We start from the raw sequence: 20,522 nt of genomic DNA on the forward strand, positions 1-20,522 counted from the left end.
GCGTGATGGGTGACGAGCAGGAGAACCAGCGGGAGTACCGCGTCGAGCACGACTCGATGGGCGAGGTCCGGGTGCCGGCCGCCGCGAAGTGGCAGGCGCAGACGCAGCGGGCGGTGGAGAACTTCCCGGTGTCCGGCCAGCGGCTGGAGCGCGCGCACATCGCCGCGCTGGCCGGGATCAAGGCCGCAGCGGCCCGGGTGAACGCCCGCCTCGGCGTCCTGGACGAGGACACGGCGGCGGCGATCGCGGCGGCGGCCGAGGAGGTCGCCGAAGGGCGGTGGGACGACGAGTTCCCGGTGGACGTGTTCCAGACCGGTTCGGGCACCTCGTCCAACATGAACGCCAACGAGGTGATCGCCACCCTGGCCGCCGAGCGGCTGGGCCGCCCGGTCCACCCGAACGACCACGTGAACGCCAGCCAGTCGTCCAACGACGTCTTCCCGTCCTCGATCCACATCGCCGCCACCGCCGCCGTCACGCACGACCTGATCCCGGCGCTGGAGCACCTGGCGGAGGCGCTGGAGCGCAAGGCCGCCGAGTTCGCGCAGGTGGTCAAGTCGGGCCGGACGCACCTGATGGACGCCACGCCGGTCACCCTCGGCCAGGAGTTCGGCGGCTACGCCGCCCAGGTCCGGCACGGGCGGGAGCGGCTGCTGGCGACGCTCCCCAGGGTCGCCGAACTGCCCCTCGGCGGCACGGCGGTGGGCACCGGGATCAACACCCCGCCGGGCTTCCCGGCGGCGGTGATCGAGGAGGTCGCCCGCACCACCGGCCTGCCGCTCACCGAGGCGCGGGACCACTTCGAGGCGCAGGGCGCCCGCGACTCCCTGGTCGAGCTGAGCGGGCAACTGCGCACGGTGGCCGTCGGATTCACGAAGATCGCGAATGACCTGCGGTGGATGGGCTCGGGCCCGCGCACCGGCCTCGGCGAGATCAACCTGCCGGACCTGCAACCCGGTTCGTCGATCATGCCGGGCAAGGTGAACCCGGTGCTCCCCGAGGTGGTGCTGATGGTCGCCGCCCAGGTGGTCGGCAACGACGCGACGGTCACCCTGGCCGGCGCGAGCGGCAACTTCGAGCTGAACGTGATGCTCCCGGTACTCGCCCGCAACGTGCTGGAGTCGGTGCGGCTGCTCGCCAACAGCGCCCGCCTGCTGGCGGACCGGACGGTGGACGGCATCACCGCCAACGTCGAACGGGCCCGGGAGTACGCGGAGTCCTCCCCCTCGGTGGTCACCCCGCTGAACCGCTACCTCGGGTACGAGGAGGCGGCGAAGGTCGCCAAGCGGGCGCTGGCCGAGCGGAAGACGATCCGACAGGTCGTGCTGGAGCACGGCTACGTGGAACAGGGCAAGCTCACCCGTGAGCAGCTCGACGAAGCCCTCGACGTCCTGCGGATGACCCGCCCGTGACGGCCACCGACCCGCCCGTGACGGCCGCGGCTCCCTGACGACGTGCGCCGGGGCGCGGAGGACGGTTCGGCCCTCCACGCCCCGGACGCGGGCTGTCAGTGACGTCAGCCCTTGGCGCGGCCGGCGCGGCCGAGCCGCATCGCTGCTCCGTTCGCCGTGATCGTGGCCATCGAGATCGCCGCGAGACCGAGCAGGAACATCACGGCACCGACGATGACGCAGGTGACGATGTTCCTGCCCTGCGCGGCCGATCCGGAGACGAGCCAGGGAGAGACGATCGTCCACGCGCCGAGCACGGTGGCCGCCCAGGCCCTCGCGTGGGTGCGCTCGTAGGCCGACCCGTATCCCGCCATCAGCACGCAGTAGGCCAGGCCGACGATCAGGCAGGTCACGGTCAGCGTGTTGAAGGCGGTGAAGCCGACGATCCATGGCGATGCCGCCAGGAAGAGGCCCGCCAGCACGGCCAGGGCCTCCGTGGCCTGGGCGCGCGGGGTCGAGGTGATCCGCTCGTAGTGCTCCCGTAGTTCGACGATGTCCGGGTGATGCTCCATGCCCATCGGAATCTGGGTAGACACCGATACCACCTCCTATGGTTCGGAACATGGAGGGCTCTTGCCCCGTACCCATTCTGGCGCTTCTCCGATGATTTGCGCCTTTTGGCCGTAAATGCTCGACAACCATCCGATCACGGCGGTGACCTGCGTCTCACCACTCCGGCCCCCCATTGCCTATGCAATTCGTTGCATAGCAGGATGCCGGACATGGCACTGGAGCACGCGATCCTCGTCTCACTGCTGGAGCAGCCGGGCTCGGGCTACGAACTGGCCCGGCGCTTCGACCGCTCCATCGGGCGCTTCTGGACCGCCACCCACCAGCAGATCTACAAGGTGCTGCGGCGGATGGAGGCCGACGGCTGGGTCGCCGCCGAAGAGGTCGCCCAGGACGGCCGACCGGACAAGAAGGTCTACTCGGCGGCCGACGCCGGACGGGCCGTGCTCGCCGGCTGGCTGCGCGAACCGGTCGAGCCGGAGTCCGTCCGACACGAGCTCGCGGTCAAGATCCGCGCCGCCGCCTTCGACGACCCGGCCGCGCTGATCTCCGAGGTCGAACGGCACCGCGAGAGCCACGCCGCCCTGCTCGCCCGCTACCTGCACGGCGAGCAGCGCGACTTCCCCGACCTCACCGCGCTCGACACCCAGCAGGAGCTCCAGCACGTGGTGCTGCGCGGCGGCATCGAGTACGAGCGGATGACCCTCGCCTGGCTCGACGACGTGCTCGCCACCCTGCACCGCCTCGCCGTGGATGACAGGTCACAGATGACGGGTGACAGATAACAGAATCTGAACGCTGAAATCTGTCAGTTGTCATCTGTTCACTGTTCGCCGTCACCCGCCGGCCACCACCCGCCGCCTCCTCACCCGCCACCCCTCACCCTCGACCCCCGGGAGCCCGTGATGCTCTTCAACCCGCGTACGTACGACCCCGCGCAGTTCGACGAGCCGACCCGCCGGCTGCTGCGCGCGACCGTGGACTGGTTCGAGTCCCGCGGCAAGAAGGCGCTGATCGACACCTACGTCGACCGCACCTGGTACGCCGACTTCCTCGAATTCGCCGCCAAGGAGGGCCTGTTCGCGGAGTTCCTGACCCCGTCCGCGGCCGACCCGGGCAAGCGCTGGGACACCTCCCGGATCGCCGAGCTGAACGAGATCCTCGGCTTCTACGGCCTCGGCTACTGGTACACCTGGCAGGTCACCATCCTCGGCCTCGGGCCGGTCTGGCAGAGCAAGAACGAGGCCGTCCGGGCCCGCGCCGCAAAGCTCCTGACGGAGGGTCACGTCATGGCGTTCGGCCTCTCCGAGCGCACCCACGGCGCCGACATCTACTCCACCGACATGATCCTCACCCCGGACGGCGAGGGCGGTTTCACCGCGACCGGCTCCAAGTACTACATCGGCAACGGCAACGTGGCCGGCCTGGTTTCGGTGTTCGGCCGCCGCTCCGACGTCGAGGGCCCCGAGGGCTACGTCTTCTTCGCCGCCGACAGCCGCCACGACGCGTACCACCTGGTCAAGAACGTGGTGAACGCCCAGATGTACGTCAGCGAGTTCCGGCTGGAGGGCTACCCGGTGCGCGCCGAGGACGTGCTGCACACCGGGCAGGCCGCCTTCGACGCCGCGCTGAACACCGTCAACGTCGGCAAGTTCAACCTCTGCACGGCCTCGGTCGGCATCTGCGAGCACGCGATGTACGAGGCCGTCACGCATGCCCACAACCGGGTGCTGTACGGCCGGAAGGTCACCGACTTCCCTCACGTGCGACGGGAGTTGACCGACGCGTACGCCCGTCTGGTGGCGATGAAGATGTTCAGCGCGCGGGCCGTGGACTACTTCCGCACCGCCTCCCCCGAGGACCGCCGCTACCTGCTGTTCAACCCGATGACCAAGATGAAGGTCACCACCGAGGGCGAGAAGGTCATCGACCTGATGTGGGACGTCATCGCCGCCAAGGGCTTCGAGGCGGACACCTACTTCGACAAGGCGGCGAAGGACATCCGCGGCCTGCCGAAGCTGGAGGGCACCGTCCACGTCAACCTGGCGCTGATCCTCAAGTTCATGGGCAACTACCTGTTCGCCCCGAGCGACTACGCTCCGGTGCCGACCCGGCTGGACGCCGCCGATGACGCCTTCCTGTTCCGCCAGGGCGCGGCCCGCGGCCTCGGCGCGATCCGTTTCCACGACTGGCGCACCGCGTACGACCGCCACACGCAGCTGCCGAACGTCGCCCGCTTCCGCGAACAGGCCGACGGCTTCTGCGAGCTGCTGCTCAGCCACGCGCCGAGCAAGGAGCAGCAGGCGGATCTGGACTTCCTGCTGGAGATCGGCCAGCTGTTCGCACTGATCGTCTACGGCCAGCTGGTGCTGGAGCAGGCGGAGCTGACCGGCCTGGACGAGGACGTCCTGGACCAGATCTTCGACGCGCTGGTCCGCGACTTCTCCGCGCACGCGACCGAGCTGCACGGCAAGGCCTCGACGACCCCGGAGCAGGCCGCCTGGGCGCTGGCGAACGTGCGCCGGCCGGCCGCCAACGCGGAGCGGGCCGCCGCCGTGTGGGCCCGGGTCGAGGAGCTGTCGGGCGCGTACGAGATGCGGCCGTAGCCGCCGCGCGGAACGTGGAACGACCCCGGGGGTGCGGACCGGGGGCACGGGCCTGAACCCCCGGTCCGCACCTCCGGCCCACGCCCCCGGGGCCCCGCCCCCTCGGTGCCCCGCCCGACGCCGCCCGGACGTACCGTGGAACACGGAGGGCGCGTCATGCACGGCACCGGGACCCACTTCACCGACCGGACCGACGCGGGCCGGCGGCTGGCCGCCCGCGTGGGCCACTTGGGCGGCGCCGACACCGTGGTGGTGGCGCTGCCCAGGGGCGGGGTTCCGGTGGCCGCCGAGGTGGCGGCCGCGCTCGGCGCGCCGCTGGACATCTGCGTGATCCGCAAGCTCGGCGTGCCCTACCAGCCCGAGCTGGGCATGGGGGCGATCGGCGAGGACGGCGTCCGGGTGCTGAACGAGCAGGTCATCCGGCTGGCCGGGGTCGGCGACGACCAGCTGGCCGCCGTGGAGCGGCGCGAGCGCACCGAGTTGGAGCGCCGGGCCCGCCGCTACCGGGGCGGCCGCCCGCCCACCGACCTGCGCGGCCGCACGGTGATCGTGGTGGACGACGGCGTCGCCACCGGCTCCACCGCCCGGGCCGCCTGCCGGATCGTCCGGGCCCGGGGCGCGGCCCGGGTGGTGCTCGCCGTCCCGGTGGCCCCGGCGGACTGGACGGAGCGCCTGTCCGAGGTCGCCGACGAGCTGGTCTGCGTCGGCACACCGTCGCCGTTCTTCGCGATCGGCGAGTTCTACGGGGACTTCGCGCAGACCGGCGACGAGGAGGTCCTGCGGCTGCTCGCCGAGGCCGCGGGCGGGCGGCGCGCGCCGGGGCCGGTGGACGTGGACCGCGAGCTGGTCCTGCGCGCCGCCGGTGTGCGCCTCGCCGGCCGGTTGACCGTCCCCGCCGCACCGAGCGGCATCGTGCTCTTCGCGCACGGCAGCGGCAGCGGCCGGCGCAGCCCGCGCAACCGTCACGTCGCCCGGTACCTGAACCGCTCCGGGCTGGCCACGCTGCTGTTCGACCTGCTCACCGAGGCCGAGGAGCCGGACCGCCGCAAGGTGTTCGACGTCGCTCTGCTCGGTGACCGGCTGACCGCCGTCGCCGAGGAGCTGAGCCGGCTGGAGGAGACCCGCGGCCTGCCGCTCGGCCTGTTCGGCGCCAGCACCGGCGCCGCGGCCGCCCTGCACACCGCCGCCGCGCTCGGGCCCGCCGTCGGCGCGGTGGTCTCCCGCGGCGGGCGCCCCGACCTCGCCGGTCCCGACGTCCTGGGCCGGGTGAGCGCCCCGACGCTGCTCGTGGTCGGCGGCCTGGACACCACCGTGATCGACCTGAACCGGCGGGCCCGGGCCCGGCTGCACTGCGTGAGCGAACTGGCGGTGGTGCCGGGTGCGGGCCATCTGTTCGAGGAGCCGGGCACGTTGGACCAGGTCGCCGAGCTCGCCGGGGCCTGGTTCCTGCGCCACCTCCCCCCGCTCGGGACCGCCCAGGACCCGGTGTCGCGGGCCCCGTGAACCGGTCCCGATCGGCAGCACATTTTGCGCAGCCGAATGCGGGATTTCCTGATCAGCTTGTACACATTGAACAGTGAAATCCCGACCTGTTGCCCAGCCACCCGGACAGGAGCAAGCTCTCCGCCAGCCGCACCGCCCACCCGTTCGCGGCGCGGCCGCCTCAAGCGGACGCCTCAGAGCCGAGGCCAAAAGTGGAGGAACGACCGATGACCCCGCAGTCCCACGCCCTTGAGCTGACCCCCGAGGAGCGCGAGGCCGGCCTCGACGCCGACCAGCTGCGCCGCCTCGTCGGCCTCGTCGAGCACGACCCGGCCACCGACCCGTTCCCCGTCACCGCGCAGGACGCGGTCGTCTTCGTGGTCGGCAACGCCACCCAGACGGCCCAGTTCTACCAGGCCGTGTTCGGCATGGAGCTGGTCGCCTACTCCGGCCCGGAGACCGGCCGTCGTGACCGCAAGGCCTTCGTGCTCCGCTCCGGCTCCTGCCGCTTCGTGATCAAGGGCGGGGTGCTGCCGGACAGCCCGCTGCTGGACCACCACCGCCGCCACGGCGACGGCGTCGTCGACCTGGCCCTGGAGGTCCCGGACGTCGACAAGTGCATCGCGCACGCCCGCGCGACCGGCGCCACCGTCCTGGAGGAGCCGAACGACGTCTCCGACGAGAACGGCACCGTGCGCCGCGCGGCCATCGCCACCTACGGCGAGACCCGCCACACCCTGATCGACCGCTCCCGCTACCACGGCCCCTACCTGCCGGGGTACATCACCGCGCAGAGCAAGGTCCAGCACCCGGAGGGCTCGCCCAAGCGCCTGTTCCAGGCCCTCGACCACGCCGTCGGCAACGTCGAGCTGGGCCGGATGGACGAGTGGGTGTCGTTCTACAACCGGGTCATGGGCTTCGTGAACATGGCCGAGTTCGTCGGCGACGACATCGCCACCGACTACTCCGCCCTGATGTCCAAGGTCGTCGCCAGCGGCAACCACCGGGTGAAGTTCCCGCTCAACGAGCCGGCCATCGCCAAGAAGCGGTCGCAGATCGACGAGTACCTGGAGTTCTACACCGGCCCCGGCTGCCAGCACATGGCGCTCGCCACCAACGACATCCTCACCACCGTCGACGTGCTGCGCTCGCGCGGCGTGGAGTTCCTCGACACCCCCGACTCGTACTACGACGACCCGGAGCTGCGCGCCCGGATCGGCAAGGTGCGGGTGGACATCAACGAGCTGAAGTCGCGCGGCATCCTGGTCGACCGCGACGAGGACGGCTACCTGCTGCAGATCTTCACCAAGCCGATCGGCGACCGCCCCACCGTCTTCTACGAGTTCATCGAGCGGCACGGTTCGCTGGGCTTCGGCAAGGGCAACTTCAAGGCGCTGTTCGAGGCGATCGAGCGCGAGCAGGACGCCCGCGGCAACCTGTGAGTGCTGGGGAACTCTGAGCACGGTCGGGCGTACCGTGAGGACGGTCGGCTGAGCACGGTCGAGGAGGAGCAGGGAGATGGCGTACTACCGGCAGCTGGGCAGCATCCCGCCCAAGCGGCACACCCAGCACCGCACACCCGAAGGCGGGCTGTACTACGAGGAGTTGATGGGCGAGGAGGGGTTCTCGTCGGACTCCTCGCTGCTCTACCACCGGGGCATCCCCTCGGCCGTGGTGAACGCGGTGCCGTGGGAGCTGCCGGACCAGTCCACGGTGCCCAACCACCCCCTGCTCCCCCGCCACCTCAAGCTGCACGAGCTGTTCGCGGACCAGGAGTGGAAGTCCGCGGACGTCGTCGGCAGCCGCCGCCTGGTCCTCGGCAACGGCGACGTGCGGATCTCGTACGTCGCCGCCGGGGCCCCGAGCGAGCTGTACCGCAACGGACTCGGTGACGAGTGCGTGTACGTGGAGTCCGGCTCCGGCACGGTCGAGACGGTCTTCGGCTCGATCGAGGTCGGCCAGGGCGACTACGTGATCATCCCGCGCGCCACCACCCACCGCTGGGTGCCGACCGGGGACGAACCGCTGCGCGCGTACTGCATCGAGGCGAACAGCCACATCACCCCGGTCAAGCGCTACCTCTCCAAGTACGGGCAGCTGCTGGAGCACGCGCCGTACTGCGAGCGGGACTTCCGCGGCCCGGTCGGCCCGCTAGTCGTCGACGCCACCGGGGACGCCGCCGGAGACGTCGACGTGCTGGTCAAGCACCGCGGCCCGAACGGCGTCTCGGGCACCCGCTACACCGTGCCGCACCACCCCTTCGACGTGGTCGGCTGGGACGGCTGCCTGTACCCGTACGCCTTCAACATCCGGGACTTCGAACCGATCACCGGCCGGGTCCACCAGCCGCCGCCGGCCCACCAGGTGTTCGAGGGCAACGGCTTCGTGATCTGCAACTTCGTTCCCCGCAAGGTGGATTACCACCCACTGTCGATCCCGGTGCCGTACTACCACGCCAACGTGGACAGCGACGAGGTCATGTTCTACTGCGGCGGCGACTACGCGGCCCGCAAGGGCTCGGGCATCGGCCAGGGCTCGATCTCGCTGCACCCCGGCGGGCACACCCACGGGCCGCAGCCCGGCGCGTACGAGCGCAGCATCGGCGTGGAGTTCTTCGACGAACTCGCCGTCATGGTGGACACGTTCCGCCCGCTGGAGCTCGGCGAGGGCGGCCGGGCCGGCGAGGACGGCAACTACGCCTGGACCTGGGCCGGGCGGGGGCCCGGGCGATGAGCGCCGCCTCGTCCGCCGCGCCCGACTCACCGGCCACCGGGGCGATCCCCGAGCTGTTCCACGGGCTCTTCGACGACGCCGCGGTGTTCCCCCCGGGGAACCTGCCGGTCGCCGAGGCGGTGCCCGCGCACCGCGGGCACCGCGCGGCCTGGTACGCCGAGGCGGTCGGCCCGCTCCTGTGCGGGGCCGGCCGGCTGGGCGAGTTGGCCGCGGCGGTGGCGGGCGGTGCGCCGCTCGGGGTCGGGCTCGTACTGCCGGGGGGCAGTGCCGAACTCGGCCCGGCGCTCGCCGCCGCCGCGCCCTTCGAGGTGGCCGGCGTCGAACTCGCCGTCCGGGACGCCGCCGAGGCGGTCGCCGCCCTGGACCGGCTGCTGCCGCCGGACGTCCCGGCCGCCATCGAGCTGCCGCGCGAACTCCTGCGCGGCGACGGCCTGGGCGAAGTGCTGGACGTGCTCGTCGACAGCCCCTACCGGGCGAAGTTCCGCACCGGCGGGGTGGTGGCCGAGGCGTTCCCGGACGAGGAGGAGCTGGCCGCCTTCCTCACCGGCTGCGCGCTGCGCGGACTGCCGTACAAGTGCACCGCCGGACTGCACAACGCCGTCCGGCACACCGACCCGACCACCGGCTTCGAGCACCACGGCTTCCTCAACGTGCTGCTGGCCGCGCAGGAGACCGACCGGGCCGCAGCAGCGGCGGTGCTGGCGGAACGCGACGGCGCGGTGCTGGCCAAGGCCGTCCAAGCGCTGACCGATCGTCAGGTCACGGTGATCCGGAACTCGTTCACCGCGTTCGGCACGTGCAGCATCGCCGAGCCCCTGGACGACCTGGCCGCGCTCGGCCTGCTGTCGTCCACGTCACAGCCCCAGGAGGACCGTTGAGCACCACCCCCCGCAGCTGGCTCGCCAGCGCCCAGGACTCGCCGTTCGGCGTGCACAACCTGCCGTACGGCGTGTTCACCGCCGCCGACCAGCCCGGCCGGCGCCGGATCGGCGTGCGCGTCGGGGACTTCGTGCTGGACGCCGCGGCGGCCGCCCGGGCGGCCGGGGCGCCGTCCGTGCTGCTGGCCGCGGACTCGCTCAACCCGCTGCTGGCGGCGGGGCGTTCGACCTGGACGCAGGTCCGGGCCGACCTCACGCGGTGGCTGACGGACGAGTCCTACCGCGAGGCGCTGTCGCCTGCGCTGCTGCCGGCGGGCGAGGTCCAGCTGCACCTGCCGTTCGAGGTCGCCGACTACGTCGACTTCTACGCCTCCGAGCACCACGCCACCAACCTGGGCCGGATCTTCCGCCCGGGCTCGGAGCCGCTCACCCCCAACTGGAAGCACCTGCCCATCGGTTACCACGGGCGGGCCGGCACGGTGGTCGTCTCCGGCACCCCGGTGGTGCGGCCCCACGGGCAGCGCAAGGCGCCCGCCGACCCGGCGCCGTCGTTCGGGCCGACCCGGCGGCTGGACATCGAGGCGGAGGTCGGCTTCGTCGTCGGCACCCCGTCCGAGCTGGGCCGACCGGTCGTCCTGGACGACTTCCGCGAGCACGTGTTCGGCGTCTGCCTGGTCAACGACTGGTCCGCGCGCGACATCCAGGCCTGGGAGTACGTGCCGCTCGGCCCGTTCCTCGGCAAGTCCTTCACCACCTCCGTCTCCCCGTGGATCGTCCCGCTGGACGCCCTGCAGCACGCCCGGGTCGCGCCGCCCGAGCGCGACGTCGAGCCGCTGGCGTACCTGGACGACCGCGGCGGCGAACCGTGGGGACTGGACCTGGCGCTGGAAGTCCGGCTGAACGGGCACCTGGTGTCCCGGCCGCCGTTCGCCTCGATGTACTGGACGGCACAGCAGCAGCTCACCCACATGACGGTCAACGGCGCCTCGCTGCGCACCGGCGACCTGTTCGCCTCGGGCACCGTCAGCGGGCCGGAGCCGGAGACCCGCGGCGCGCTGATCGAGCTGACGTGGAACGGCGAGGAGCCGCTGAAGCTCCCGGACGGCACCACCCGGACGTTCCTGGAGGACGGCGACGAGGTCACCATCACGGCCACCGCGCCGGGGGCGGACGGCGCCGTCATCGGGTTCGGCGAGGTGACGGGGCGGGTCCAGCCGTAGCCGGTCCACAGCCGCTGGCCCACAACTGACGGCGAACAGATGACAGATAACAGCTGACAGATTTCATCATCTGTCAGCTGTTATCTGTTACCCCCGCCCCCTCCTCGAACTCCCCCCGCGCACCGGACCCACCGCGCCTACAGGCCCGCCCCACCGGTGGCGTCGATGACCCGGCCGGTGACCCAGCGAGCGTCATCGGAGGCGAGGAAGGCGACGATGTCCGCGACGTCCTCCGGTTGCCCGACCCGGCCGAGGGCCGCGAGCGAGGCCGCATGGGCCTCCGCCTCCGCGTTGCCGCGCAGCCAGCCGGCGTTGACGTCGGTGTCGACGACACCCGGCGCGACCGAGTTGGCGGTGATCCCGCGCGGGCCGAGCTGCTTGGCGAGGTTGAGGGTGAAGGTGTCGAGCGCCCCCTTGGTCGCCCCGTAAGCGATGATCTCCGGCATGGCGAGGCGGGCCGCGCCGCTGGAGACGTTGATGATCCGGCCGCCGTCGCGCAGCCGGTGCAGTCCGTGCTGAACGACGAAGAACGGCGCACGGACGTTGACGGCGAAGACCTCGTCGAAGCCCTCCTCGGTGAGCGCGGCGAGGTCGGCACTGCGCCCGATCCCGGCGTTGTTCACGATGATGTCGACGCCGCCGTCGGGCGCGTGCGCGCCGATCCCGGCATCGAACGCCTCCCACAGCGCGGCCGCGTCCCCGTGCCGGCCGAGTTCGGCGTGCAGCGCGAAGGCTCGGCCGCCGTCGGCGCGGATGCCCGCGACGACCTCACCCGCCGCCTCCTGATCGCGGGCGTAGCCGACGGCGACGGTGGCGCCGTCGCGGCCGAGCCTGCGGGCGATCGCCCGGCCGATCCCCCTGCTGCCCCCGGTGACCAGCGCGGTCTTGCCCTTGAGTGCCTGCCTGCCCATGACTGAGCCCCTTCCCGCTTCGCCCACCCTATTTGTTGAGTGGTCACTCAAGAAAGACGCTAACACACTTGTTGAGCGGGTGTTCTAAAATTCCGGCATGACCGAGAACCCGACGCGGCCCCGGCGCGGACGACCGCCGACCTTCGACCGGGGCGAGGCGCTGACGGCGGCGACCCGGCTGTTCTGGGAGCGCGGCTACGAGGCCACCTCCGTCACCGACCTGACCACCGCCATGGGCATCCGGCCCGGCAGCCTCTACGCCGCGTTCGGCGACAAGCGCTCGCTCTTCGAGGAGGTCGTCCGCCACTACGGCCACTCCCCCGTCGGCGCGTTCGCGGAGGCCGCCCTACAGGAGGAGACCACCGCGTTCGCGGCCTTCGCCCGGATCCTGCGCGAGGCGGCGGCCATCTACCCCGACCCCTCCCACCCGGCCGGCTGCCTGGTGATCAGCGCCGCCACCAACGTCTCCCCGCAGGACGCCGAGGTCCAGGCCCACCTGCGCGACCTGCGCAACCGCAACCTCCACGCCTTCGAGACCAGGCTGCGCACGGCCCGGGCGGACGGCGAACTCCCGCCCGACGCCGACCCGCACGCGCTGGCCGGCTACTTCGGCACGGTCATCCAGGGCATGTCGCAACAGGCCCGGGACGGCGCCACCGCCGCCGACCTGGCCCGGACCGCCGAACTCGCCCTGCGCGCCTGGCCGTAGGGCCCCGAACCGGGCCCGGGCGGCCGGCCGGCGGGCCGCGAGGACGGCCCGCCGCCCGCCGGGTGATCACGGCTCCGCGCCGCCCCGGTACGGTGGACGACAGGAGTCGTCAAGACCGAGGAACGACCGAACGACGGGAACGGACCCGATGAGCGCAGAGGTGGCGGAGGTCCAGGTCTCCCTGGACGGCGGGGTCGGACGGATCGTGCTGAACCGACCGCGGGCGCTCAACTCGCTGACCCACGGCATGATCACCACCGTCCACGCGACGCTGGCCGAGTGGGCCGCGGACGACCGGGTGCGCACCGTCGTCCTGACCGGCGCCGGCGAGCGCGGCCTCTGCGCCGGGGCCGACCTCCGCGCACTGCACGACGACGTCAAGGCCGGCGGGGCCGGCACCCGGGCCTTCTTCCGCGACGAGTACCGGCTGAACGCGCTGATCGCCCACTACCCGAAGCCGTACGTCGCGGTGATGGACGGCATCACCATGGGCGGCGGCATCGGCCTGTCCGCCCACGGCGCGGTCCGGATCGTCACCGAACGTTCCACCGTCGCCATGCCCGAGACCCGGATCGGGCTGGTCCCGGACGTCGGCGGCAGTCGGCTGCTCGCGCTCGCCCCGGGCGAGTTGGGCACCCACCTCGGCCTCACCTCGGCCTCGATGGGCCCCGGTGACGCGCTGCTGTGCGGGTTCGCGGACCACTTCGTCCCCTCGGCGCGGATCGCGGCGCTGCTCGACGCCCTGGCCGAGAGCCCCGACCCGGCCGCCGTCGTCGCCGCGCACGCCGAGCCCGCGCCGGGGGCCCCGCTCGCGGAGCAGCGCGGCTGGATCGACGCCTGCTACGCGGCCGACAGCGTCGCGGAGATCGTCGAACGACTGCTGAACTCCGGTGTGGCGGAGGCGAAGGAGGCCGCGGAGCTGGTCCTCGGCAACTCCCCCACGGCCGTCACGGTGACCCTCGCCGCGCTGCGCCGGGCCCGCACGCTCCCCTCCCTGGAGGCCGTGCTCGACCAGGAGTACCGCGTCTCCTGCGCCGCGCTGGGCGGGCATGACCTGGTCGAGGGCATCCGCGCCCAGGTGATCGACAAGGACCGCACCCCGCGCTGGTCCCCGGCGACGCTCGCCGAGGTCGGGGAGGCGGACGTCGCCCGCTTCCTCGCCCCTCGCGTGGGCGACGAGTTGGGCCTGGCCTGACCGGGCGGCGGCGCCGGCCCCGCACCGCCACGCGTCATGAACCACGCGTCATGAACCACGATCAAGGAGCCCGCATGACCCGCCCGAGCCCTCCGCCGCCTACCGGGGACGCCGACCCGCTGTCCCGGGTGCCGCTCGGCGAGCAGGTGCGCGGACTACTGCTGGAGGGCCTGCTGAACGGGCGCTGGCAGCCCGGCGACCGGATCGTGGAACGGCGCCTGGCCGCCGAGTTGAACGTCAGCCAGGCGCCGGTGCGCGAGGCGCTGCGCTCGCTGCAGTCGCTCGGGCTGCTCGACGCCGAGCCCAACCGGGGCGTGCGGGTGCGCGAGATCAGCCCGGCCGAACTGCGCGAGGTCTACCAGGTGCGGGCCGCACTGGAGCGGCTGGCCGCCGAGTCGGCGGTCATCCGCCTGGCCGGGGACACCGCCGCCCTGGAGCAGCACGCGGAACGGATGGCGGCGGCGGCCGGGGCGGGTGACGCGCTCGGGCAGGCCCGGCACGGCGTGGCCTTCCACCGCGAGATCGTGGCCGCCGCCGGCAACGGGGCACTGCTGCGGACCTGGGAGGGGCTGGGCGTGGAGGTGTGGACGGTGCTGTCGCTGCACCGGGTCCGCCCGGAGCTGCACGAGAACGCGGCCGACCACGCTCCGCTGATCGAGGCCTTCCGGCGGCGGGATCCGGAGGTCGGGCGGCTGCTGGCGGAACACGTCCTGGAGTACGCCGACCGCTCCGCCTGAGCGGATCCGGACGGGGTCCTGGCCCGGGATCATAGTTCGCATAAAGATGATCGATCATCGCTCACATTACCCTCCAGTAGCGGTTGACGCGCCGCCGGATCACTCCCTACCGTCCATAGAGACCTTCCATGGAGAGAAATGTCATTCCGCATCCCGGAATCGGCACTCTGAAGCGCCGGCAAAGGGGAACCATCCGTGTCCCAGCTCGACCAGCTTCCCGACCACGACCCCGAAGAGGTGGCGGAGTGGCGCGCCTCCCTGGACGCCGCCCGCGACTTCGGCGGAGCGCACCGCGCCGCCCACCTGCTGCGCCGCCTCGTCGAACACGCCGAACTGCGCCGGCTCGACGTCCCGCCGCTCCTGGACACCCCGTACGTCAACACCATCCCGACCGGCGCCGAGCCCGAGTTCCCCGGCGACGAGGCGATGGAGCGCCGGATCACCGCCTGGAACCGCTGGAACGCCGCCGCCATGGTGACCAGGGGCAACCACCGCGGCGGCCTCGGCGGGCACATGGCCACGTACGCGTCCGCCGCCTGGCTGTACGAGGTCGGCTTCCAGCACTTCTTCCGCGGCAAGGAGGCCGACGGCTCCGGCGACCAGCTGTACGTCCAGGGCCACGCCGCGCCCGGCGTCTACGCCCGCGCCTTCCTCGAAGGGCGCATCGGCGAGGCCCAGTTGGACCGCTTCCGGCAGGAGGCCGGCGGCGACGGCCTGCCCTCGTACCCGCACCCGCGCCGGCTGCCGTGGTTCTGGGAGTTCCCGACCGTGTCCATGGGCCTCGGACCGCTGTCGGCCATCCACCAGGCCCGGTTCAACCGGTACCTGACCGCGCGCGGCATCAAGGACACCTCCGGCTCGCACGTGTGGGCGTTCCTCGGCGACGGGGAGATGGACGAGCCGGAGTCGACCGCCGCGCTCGCCCTGGCCGCCCGCGAGGGACTGGACAACCTCACCTTCGTGGTCAACTGCAACCTCCAGCGCCTGGACGGACCGGTACGCGGAAACGGAAAGATCGTCCAGGAGCTGGAGCGCCAGTTCCGCGCCGCCGGCTGGAACGTCGTCAAGTCACTGTGGGGCGAGGCCTGGGACGACCTCCTGGCCCGCGACACCACGGGCGCGCTGGTGCGCCGGCTCGGCGCGGTGCCGGACGGACAGTTCCAGACCTACGCCGCCTCGGACGCCCACTACGTCCGCGAGCACCTGTTCCAGGCCGCGCCCGAACTCCGGGCGATCGCCGAAACCGTGGACGACCAGCGGCTGTTGGAGATCGTCGCGACCTCCCGGGCCGGACACGAACCGCGCAAGGTGTACGCCGCCTACCGGGCGGCGCTGGAGCACCGGGGCGCCCCCACGGTGGTACTGGTGCAGACGGTCAAGGGCTGGACGCTCGGCCCCGGCTTCGAGGCCCGCAACGCCAACCACCAGATGAAGAAGCTCTCCGGGGCCGAGTTCCGGGCGATGCGCGACCTGCTCGAACTCCCCATTCCGGACAGCGCCTTGACCGGCGAGCTGGTCCCGTACGCGCACCCGGGCCCGGACTCCCCGGAGACCCGCTACCTCCGGGAGCGGCGCGCCGCGCTGGGCGGCCCCGCGCCCGCCCGCCGGGTGCGCTTCACCCCGCTGCCCGAGCTGCCCGCGAAGCCCTTCGAGACGCTGCTCAAGGGCTCCGGCACGCAGGAGATCGCGACCACCATGGCGTTCGTCCGACTGGTCAAGGACCTGATGCGGGACAAGGCCACCGGCCACCGCTGGGTGCCGATCGTCCCGGACGAGGCACGCACCTTCGGCATGGAGTCGCTCTTCCCGAGCGCCGGCATCTACTCGCCGCTGGGGCAGACCTACGACCCGGTCGACCGCGACCAACTGCTCCACTACAAGGAGTCGGCGACCGGCCAGATCCTCAACGAGGGCATCACGGAGGCCGGTTCGATGGCCTCGCTGACCGCCGCCGCGACCGCTTACGCCACCCACGGCGAGCCGGTGATCCCGTTCTACATCTTCTACTCGATGTTCGGCTGGCAGCGCACTGCCGACCAGATGTGGGCCCTGGCCGACCAGTTGGGCCGGGGCTTCCTGATCGGCGCCACCGCCGGACGCACCACGATGACCGGCGAGGGCCTTCAACATGCCGACGGTCACTCGCAGTTGATCGCCTCCACCAACCCGGCGGCACTGTCCTACGACCCCGCCTTCGGGTACGAGGTCGCGGTGATCGTCCGCGAGGGCCTGCGCCGGATGTACGGCAGCAGCCCCCGACACCCGTACGGCGAGGACGTGTTCTACTACCTGACCGTCTACAACGAGCCGCTGCCACAGCCGCCGCTGCCGACCGGCGCGGATGTCACCGACGTCACCGATGTCACTGACATCACCGACGGCATCCTGCGCGGGCTGTACCGCTACCGCCCGGCGGAGCCCTCCCCGGACGGCGACGCGCCGCGGCTCCAACTGCTCGCCTCGGGCACCGCCGTTCGCTGGGCACTCGCCGCCCAGCAACTGCTCGGCGAGGACTGGGACGTGGCGGCGGACGTCTGGTCGGCACCCTCCTGGACGGAGCTGCGCCGGGAGGCACTGGACTGCGACGCGGCCAACCTGACACAGGCTGCGGCCGGTACAGGCGCGGCGGCGTGCGTCCCCTACGTGACGCGGGCACTGGCAGGGGCGCCCGGGCCGGTGCTGGCGGTCAGCGACTGGATGCGCGCGGTGCCGGACCAGATCCGCCCGTGGGTGGAGCAGGACTGGACGTCGCTGGGCACGGACGGCTTCGGCCTCTCCGACAGCCGGGACGCGGCGCGCCGGCACTTCGGCGTGGACGCCCAGTCGGTCGCGGTGGCGGCGCTGGCCGCGCTGGCGCGCCGGGGTGAGGTCAAGGCGGAGACCGTCCGGCAGGCGGCCGAGCGCTACGGGGTCCGCTTCTGACCCCTGGCGGCCCGTGTCCGGAGCCCTGGGCCCCGGCTCCGCAGCGGGGAGCCGGGCCCGTGACGACCGTCTCGCATACCAAGACTGGCGCGAGGCGGGGCGCGTCGTAGATCGTTGGATGGTCAGGGCGCGCCCGCGCGGCGCCGAGCAGCGGAATGGGAGTCAACGGCGATGACCGAGACCGAGACCTACGAGACGATCCTGGTCGAGCGCAAGGGCCGGGTGGGGCTGATCACGCTCAACCGGCCGAAGGCGCTCAACGCGCTGAACACCCAGCTGATGAACGAGGTGGTCGCGGCCGCCACCGCCTTCGACCGGGACCCGGAGATCGGCTGTCTGGTGATCACCGGCTCGGAGAAGGCGTTCGCGGCCGGCGCCGACATCAAGGAGATGCAGGGCAACCGGTTCCCGGACGTCTACCTGGACGACTGGCTGGGCCCCTGGGACCGGCTCGGCGCGCTGCGCAAGCCGGTGGTGGCGGCGGTGGCCGGGTTCGCGCTGGGCGGCGGCTGCGAGCTGGCGATGCTGTGCGACATCCTGCTGGCGGCGGACACCGCGAAGTTCGGGCAGCCGGAGATCAAGCTCGGCGTGATCCCGGGCATCGGCGGCTCGCAGCGGCTGACCCGGGCGGTCGGCAAGGCGAAGGCGATGGAGCTGTGCCTGACCGGCCGGATGATGGGCGCCGAGGAGGCCGAGCGGGCCGGCCTGGTCTCCCGGATCGTCCCGGCGGACCAGCTGCTGGCCGAGGCCCTGACGGTGGCCGAGACCGTCGCGGCGATGTCCACCCCGGCGGCGGTCATGATGAAGGAAAGCGTCAACCGCGCCTTCGAGACGACCCTCGCCGAGGGCGTCCGTTTCGAGCGCCGGCTGTTCCACGCGGCGTTCGCCACGGCGGACCAGAAGGAGGGCATGGCGGCGTTCGCCGAGAAGCGCCCGCCGTCCTTCACCAACCGGTGACCTGGCCGCTCACGACTGACAGCTGACGGGTAACAGCCGACAAGCAACAGATAACAGCTGACAGATTTCGTCATCTGAAATCTGTCAGCTGTTATCTGTTATCTGTCGGCTGTTACCCGTCAGCCGCCATCACACCTCGTCCACCAGCGCGGTGTTGAGCCGGGCGAGCCCGCTACGGGTGGCGGCGACCACGATCTGGTCGCCGGGGGTGAGGCGCCGGGTGCGGTCGGGGAAGTTCCACTGCAACTGCGCGCTGCGGGCGAACCGGACGGCGATCACCCGGACGCCGCCCGGGTCCTCCAGGTCGTGCCGGTTCATCCCGATCAGCCCGCTGCCGTCCTCGACCGTCAACTCGGCGATCAGCAGCACGTGCCGGAACACCGACAGCATCCCGCGCACCTCGCGCCCCATCAGGGCGGCGGCGAAGGCGGGTGCGGCCAGGTACGAGACCGAGCGCGAGGCCGCGTTGTCCAGCGTCGCGTAGAAGTGCCCGGCGAAGTTGTCATCGAACAGCCGCACCACCACGCGGACTTCGGGATTCCCGTGGCGCGCCTCCAGGGCCGCCTCCAGGTTGGTGGCGTCGTCGCCGCTGACCGCGACCAGCGCCCGACTGTGCTTCAACCGGGCGCGGCGCAACTGCTCCTCGAACGGGCCGTCGCCCAGGACCACCGGGATGCCGAGCGCCCGGGCGGCGGCGATGCCCCGGGCCTGCGGGTCGCGCTCCATGCAGACCACCGGCACACCCAGTTCGTGCAGCTGGGCCGCGACCCGGGTGCCGACGTTGCCGAGGCCGACGACGATCACGTGGTCCCGGGTGCCGGCCCCGGGGTTGCGGGGCTGCCCGCGCCGCCCGGAGCCGAGCACCTCGACCGCGATGGCGGTGGCGACCGGGGCGAAGGTGATCCCGCAGATGGTGATCACCACCTGTGCCACCCGCTGCCACAGCCCGCCCGTCCCGGTCCCGGCGGCGATGTCGGCGAGTTGGTCGGGCTGGGCGGCGCCCGCGAGGTCGAGCAGCGAGATGTAGAGGGTCCAGCCGAAGTTCCGGTTCAGGTACCAGAGCACGCCGAAGGCCATCAGCACTGCGGCGAGGGCGGTGAGCAGCACCAGCCGCATCCGGGCGCTGGTGAAGAAGCGCATCATGTCGAGCAGCCGCCAGCGCGCCCGCCGCGCCCAGCTGATCGGTTCCCTGGGTTCGATGCGCAGCGCTTGGAGGGCGGCCACGCCGCCCGGCTCCTCCTCGGGCACCGGCTCCTCCTCGGGCACCGGCTCCGGTTCCGCGTCGCGGCGGACGCCACCGGGGCGCACCGGCCCGTCGTCGCCGAACTCGCTGGCGAGCCGGACGAAGTCGGCCGAGTCGCCGCGCTGTTCGGGCAGCAGGCGGATCCTGCTGAGGTCCTGGCGGTCGATGTGGTCGGCGACCACGCAGATCCGGTCGGAGGTGATGGCGTCGTCGAAGGCGATGTGCAGGAAGCGTCCGCCGATCTCGACCGAGTTGGGCCGCCCGAGCGCCGCCGCGGCGAAGGCGGGTGCGGCGGTGGCGGAACCGGAGAGCGCGGCGCCGTTCCTGAGCAGCCGTTCGATGTTCTCGCCGAGGCGCTGGTTGAACATCCGGAGCACGATCCGGATGTCCGGGTTGTGGCCTTGGGCGCTGAGCGCGGCGTGGATGTTGTCCTGGTCGCTGCCCTCGACGAGGGCGAGGCCGCGGGCGGTGTCGATCGACACCTCGCGCAGCGCCTCGTCGGTGATGCTGGCGTACTCGACGACGGCGGCGACGCCGGGGAGTTGCTCGATCTGCGGCGCGTGGTCGCGGGTGCGATCGGCGACCAGGACGACGACCGGGACCTCGTAGTGCTCGACGAGTTCCAGGACCAGCCGGTGGGCGAGTGCGTTGCCCCCGCAGACGATGTAGTGCTGACTGACCGGCTCGACCGAACGGGTCCCCCACCCTTCAGAAGTCATACCGCCGGATGATATCGACGGCAGGCGGCCGGACGGTGTCGTTCCGGCGACCGGAAGGCCACCGGAGCCGCTCCATCGAACATTCGTCTCCTCCGCGCTCCCTCTCCCGTCCCCCTTCCATCCCCCCTCCGCCTCCTCTCCTCCCTCTCCTGTCTCCGTCCCCCGAACGGCCGTACCCGACGCGCCGGTCGGCGGTGGCCCGGCCAGTCTGGGGTTCGACCCCTGCCCGTCCCCGGCCCCGAGGAGTAC

At 72.2% G+C, this 20,522-nt stretch carries 16 protein-coding genes; 13 read left to right on the plus strand and 3 right to left on the minus strand.

Annotated elements, in window-relative coordinates; all coding sequences use genetic code 11:
• The first annotated feature begins 5 nt into the window (after window positions 1–5).
• Window positions 6–1,412 (plus strand): class II fumarate hydratase, encoded by a 1,407-nt coding sequence (locus ACIP37_RS10850; RefSeq protein ID WP_363579494.1) that lies wholly within the window; start codon window positions 6–8, stop codon window positions 1,410–1,412.
• 104 nt (window positions 1,413–1,516) lie between these two features.
• Here the strand turns inward: ACIP37_RS10850 and ACIP37_RS10855 are convergent, their stop codons facing one another.
• Window positions 1,517–1,987: an SPW repeat protein gene (locus ACIP37_RS10855; RefSeq protein ID WP_063349890.1), complete on the minus strand. Its 471-nt coding sequence runs from the start codon at window positions 1,985–1,987 to the stop codon at window positions 1,517–1,519.
• Between the two features lie 186 nt (window positions 1,988–2,173).
• Between ACIP37_RS10855 and ACIP37_RS10860 the strand changes: the two genes are divergently transcribed.
• The 7 genes from ACIP37_RS10860 to fahA all read left to right on the plus strand — a co-directional run bounded on the left by ACIP37_RS10860 (window position 2,174) and on the right by fahA (window position 10,880).
• Window positions 2,174–2,746 carry a PadR family transcriptional regulator gene (locus tag ACIP37_RS10860; protein WP_363579496.1) on the plus strand — a complete coding sequence of 191 codons (573 nt, stop codon included), beginning with the start codon at window positions 2,174–2,176 and terminating at the stop codon, window positions 2,744–2,746.
• A gap of 120 nt (window positions 2,747–2,866) precedes the next feature.
• The gene (locus ACIP37_RS10865) at window positions 2,867–4,567 is read left to right on the plus strand and encodes an acyl-CoA dehydrogenase family protein (RefSeq protein ID WP_400804775.1); all 1,701 of its coding nucleotides are present in this window, start codon (window positions 2,867–2,869) and stop codon (window positions 4,565–4,567) included.
• A gap of 156 nt (window positions 4,568–4,723) precedes the next feature.
• Window positions 4,724–6,070 (plus strand): phosphoribosyltransferase family protein, encoded by a 1,347-nt coding sequence (locus ACIP37_RS10870; protein WP_363579500.1) that lies wholly within the window; start codon window positions 4,724–4,726, stop codon window positions 6,068–6,070.
• A gap of 206 nt (window positions 6,071–6,276) precedes the next feature.
• The gene (gene hppD, locus ACIP37_RS10875; protein ID WP_363579502.1) at window positions 6,277–7,491 is read left to right on the plus strand and encodes a 4-hydroxyphenylpyruvate dioxygenase; all 1,215 of its coding nucleotides are present in this window, start codon (window positions 6,277–6,279) and stop codon (window positions 7,489–7,491) included.
• 76 nt (window positions 7,492–7,567) lie between these two features.
• Entirely contained in the window at window positions 7,568–8,782 is a 1,215-nt protein-coding gene (locus ACIP37_RS10880) for a cupin domain-containing protein (RefSeq protein ID WP_363579504.1), read from the plus strand.
• Window positions 8,779–9,660, plus strand: coding sequence for a hypothetical protein (locus ACIP37_RS10885; protein WP_400804771.1), 882 nt, complete (start codon window positions 8,779–8,781; stop codon window positions 9,658–9,660). Before ACIP37_RS10880 ends, ACIP37_RS10885 begins: the two co-directional genes overlap by 4 nt.
• Complete coding sequence (gene fahA, locus ACIP37_RS10890; RefSeq protein WP_363579508.1) at window positions 9,657–10,880, plus strand: fumarylacetoacetase; 1,224 nt, start codon at window positions 9,657–9,659, stop codon at window positions 10,878–10,880. The genes ACIP37_RS10885 and fahA overlap by 4 nt, the downstream gene beginning before the upstream one ends.
• Before the next feature lie 137 nt (window positions 10,881–11,017).
• Here fahA and ACIP37_RS10895 read toward each other — a convergent pair whose 3' ends face one another.
• On the minus strand, window positions 11,018–11,791 hold the full coding sequence (locus ACIP37_RS10895) for an SDR family oxidoreductase (protein ID WP_363579510.1): 774 nt from the start codon (window positions 11,789–11,791) through the stop codon (window positions 11,018–11,020).
• Between the two features lie 97 nt (window positions 11,792–11,888).
• Between ACIP37_RS10895 and ACIP37_RS10900 the strand changes: the two genes are divergently transcribed.
• The 5 genes from ACIP37_RS10900 to ACIP37_RS10920 all read left to right on the plus strand — a co-directional run bounded on the left by ACIP37_RS10900 (window position 11,889) and on the right by ACIP37_RS10920 (window position 18,311).
• Window positions 11,889–12,500 carry a TetR/AcrR family transcriptional regulator gene (locus ACIP37_RS10900; protein WP_400804766.1) on the plus strand — a complete coding sequence of 204 codons (612 nt, stop codon included), beginning with the start codon at window positions 11,889–11,891 and terminating at the stop codon, window positions 12,498–12,500.
• Between the two features lie 148 nt (window positions 12,501–12,648).
• Complete coding sequence (locus ACIP37_RS10905) at window positions 12,649–13,695, plus strand: enoyl-CoA hydratase/isomerase family protein (protein WP_400804763.1); 1,047 nt, start codon at window positions 12,649–12,651, stop codon at window positions 13,693–13,695.
• A 74-nt stretch (window positions 13,696–13,769) separates the two neighbouring features.
• The gene (locus ACIP37_RS10910; protein WP_363579516.1) at window positions 13,770–14,432 is read left to right on the plus strand and encodes a GntR family transcriptional regulator; all 663 of its coding nucleotides are present in this window, start codon (window positions 13,770–13,772) and stop codon (window positions 14,430–14,432) included.
• Window positions 14,433–14,627: 195 nt separating this feature from the next.
• Window positions 14,628–17,354 (plus strand): pyruvate dehydrogenase (acetyl-transferring), homodimeric type, encoded by a 2,727-nt coding sequence (aceE, locus tag ACIP37_RS10915; RefSeq protein ID WP_400804759.1) that lies wholly within the window; start codon window positions 14,628–14,630, stop codon window positions 17,352–17,354.
• Between the two features lie 171 nt (window positions 17,355–17,525).
• Window positions 17,526–18,311 (plus strand): enoyl-CoA hydratase, encoded by a 786-nt coding sequence (locus ACIP37_RS10920; protein ID WP_371520303.1) that lies wholly within the window; start codon window positions 17,526–17,528, stop codon window positions 18,309–18,311.
• Window positions 18,312–18,440: 129 nt separating this feature from the next.
• On the opposite strand, the gene ACIP37_RS10925 is transcribed toward ACIP37_RS10920, so the two are convergent.
• The gene (locus ACIP37_RS10925) at window positions 18,441–20,273 is read right to left on the minus strand and encodes an NAD-binding protein (protein ID WP_400843616.1); all 1,833 of its coding nucleotides are present in this window, start codon (window positions 20,271–20,273) and stop codon (window positions 18,441–18,443) included.
• Window positions 20,274–20,522 lie beyond the last annotated feature (249 nt).

Source organism: Kitasatospora sp. NPDC088861, assembly GCF_044750105.1.
Taxonomy (GTDB): domain Bacteria; phylum Actinomycetota; class Actinomycetes; order Streptomycetales; family Streptomycetaceae; genus Kitasatospora.

Bases quoted from the DNA above. Each gene is read 5' to 3' on its own strand.
- ACIP37_RS10900 (WP_400804766.1), top strand. From the start codon at position 11,889: ATGACCGAGAACCCGACGCGGCCCCGGCGCGGACGACCGCCGACCTTC.
- hppD (WP_363579502.1), top strand. From the start codon at position 6,277: ATGACCCCGCAGTCCCACGCCCTTGAGCTGACCCCCGAGGAGCGCGAG.
- ACIP37_RS10865 (WP_400804775.1), top strand. From the start codon at position 2,867: ATGCTCTTCAACCCGCGTACGTACGACCCCGCGCAGTTCGACGAGCCG.
- ACIP37_RS10925 (WP_400843616.1), bottom strand. From the start codon at position 20,273: ATGACTTCTGAAGGGTGGGGGACCCGTTCGGTCGAGCCGGTCAGTCAG.
- ACIP37_RS10895 (WP_363579510.1), bottom strand. From the start codon at position 11,791: ATGGGCAGGCAGGCACTCAAGGGCAAGACCGCGCTGGTCACCGGGGGC.
- ACIP37_RS10885 (WP_400804771.1), top strand. From the start codon at position 8,779: ATGAGCGCCGCCTCGTCCGCCGCGCCCGACTCACCGGCCACCGGGGCG.
- ACIP37_RS10910 (WP_363579516.1), top strand. From the start codon at position 13,770: ATGACCCGCCCGAGCCCTCCGCCGCCTACCGGGGACGCCGACCCGCTG.
- ACIP37_RS10860 (WP_363579496.1), top strand. From the start codon at position 2,174: ATGGCACTGGAGCACGCGATCCTCGTCTCACTGCTGGAGCAGCCGGGC.
- ACIP37_RS10870 (WP_363579500.1), top strand. From the start codon at position 4,724: ATGCACGGCACCGGGACCCACTTCACCGACCGGACCGACGCGGGCCGG.
- ACIP37_RS10850 (WP_363579494.1), top strand. From the start codon at position 6: ATGGGTGACGAGCAGGAGAACCAGCGGGAGTACCGCGTCGAGCACGAC.
- ACIP37_RS10905 (WP_400804763.1), top strand. From the start codon at position 12,649: ATGAGCGCAGAGGTGGCGGAGGTCCAGGTCTCCCTGGACGGCGGGGTC.
- ACIP37_RS10880 (WP_363579504.1), top strand. From the start codon at position 7,568: ATGGCGTACTACCGGCAGCTGGGCAGCATCCCGCCCAAGCGGCACACC.
- ACIP37_RS10920 (WP_371520303.1), top strand. From the start codon at position 17,526: ATGACCGAGACCGAGACCTACGAGACGATCCTGGTCGAGCGCAAGGGC.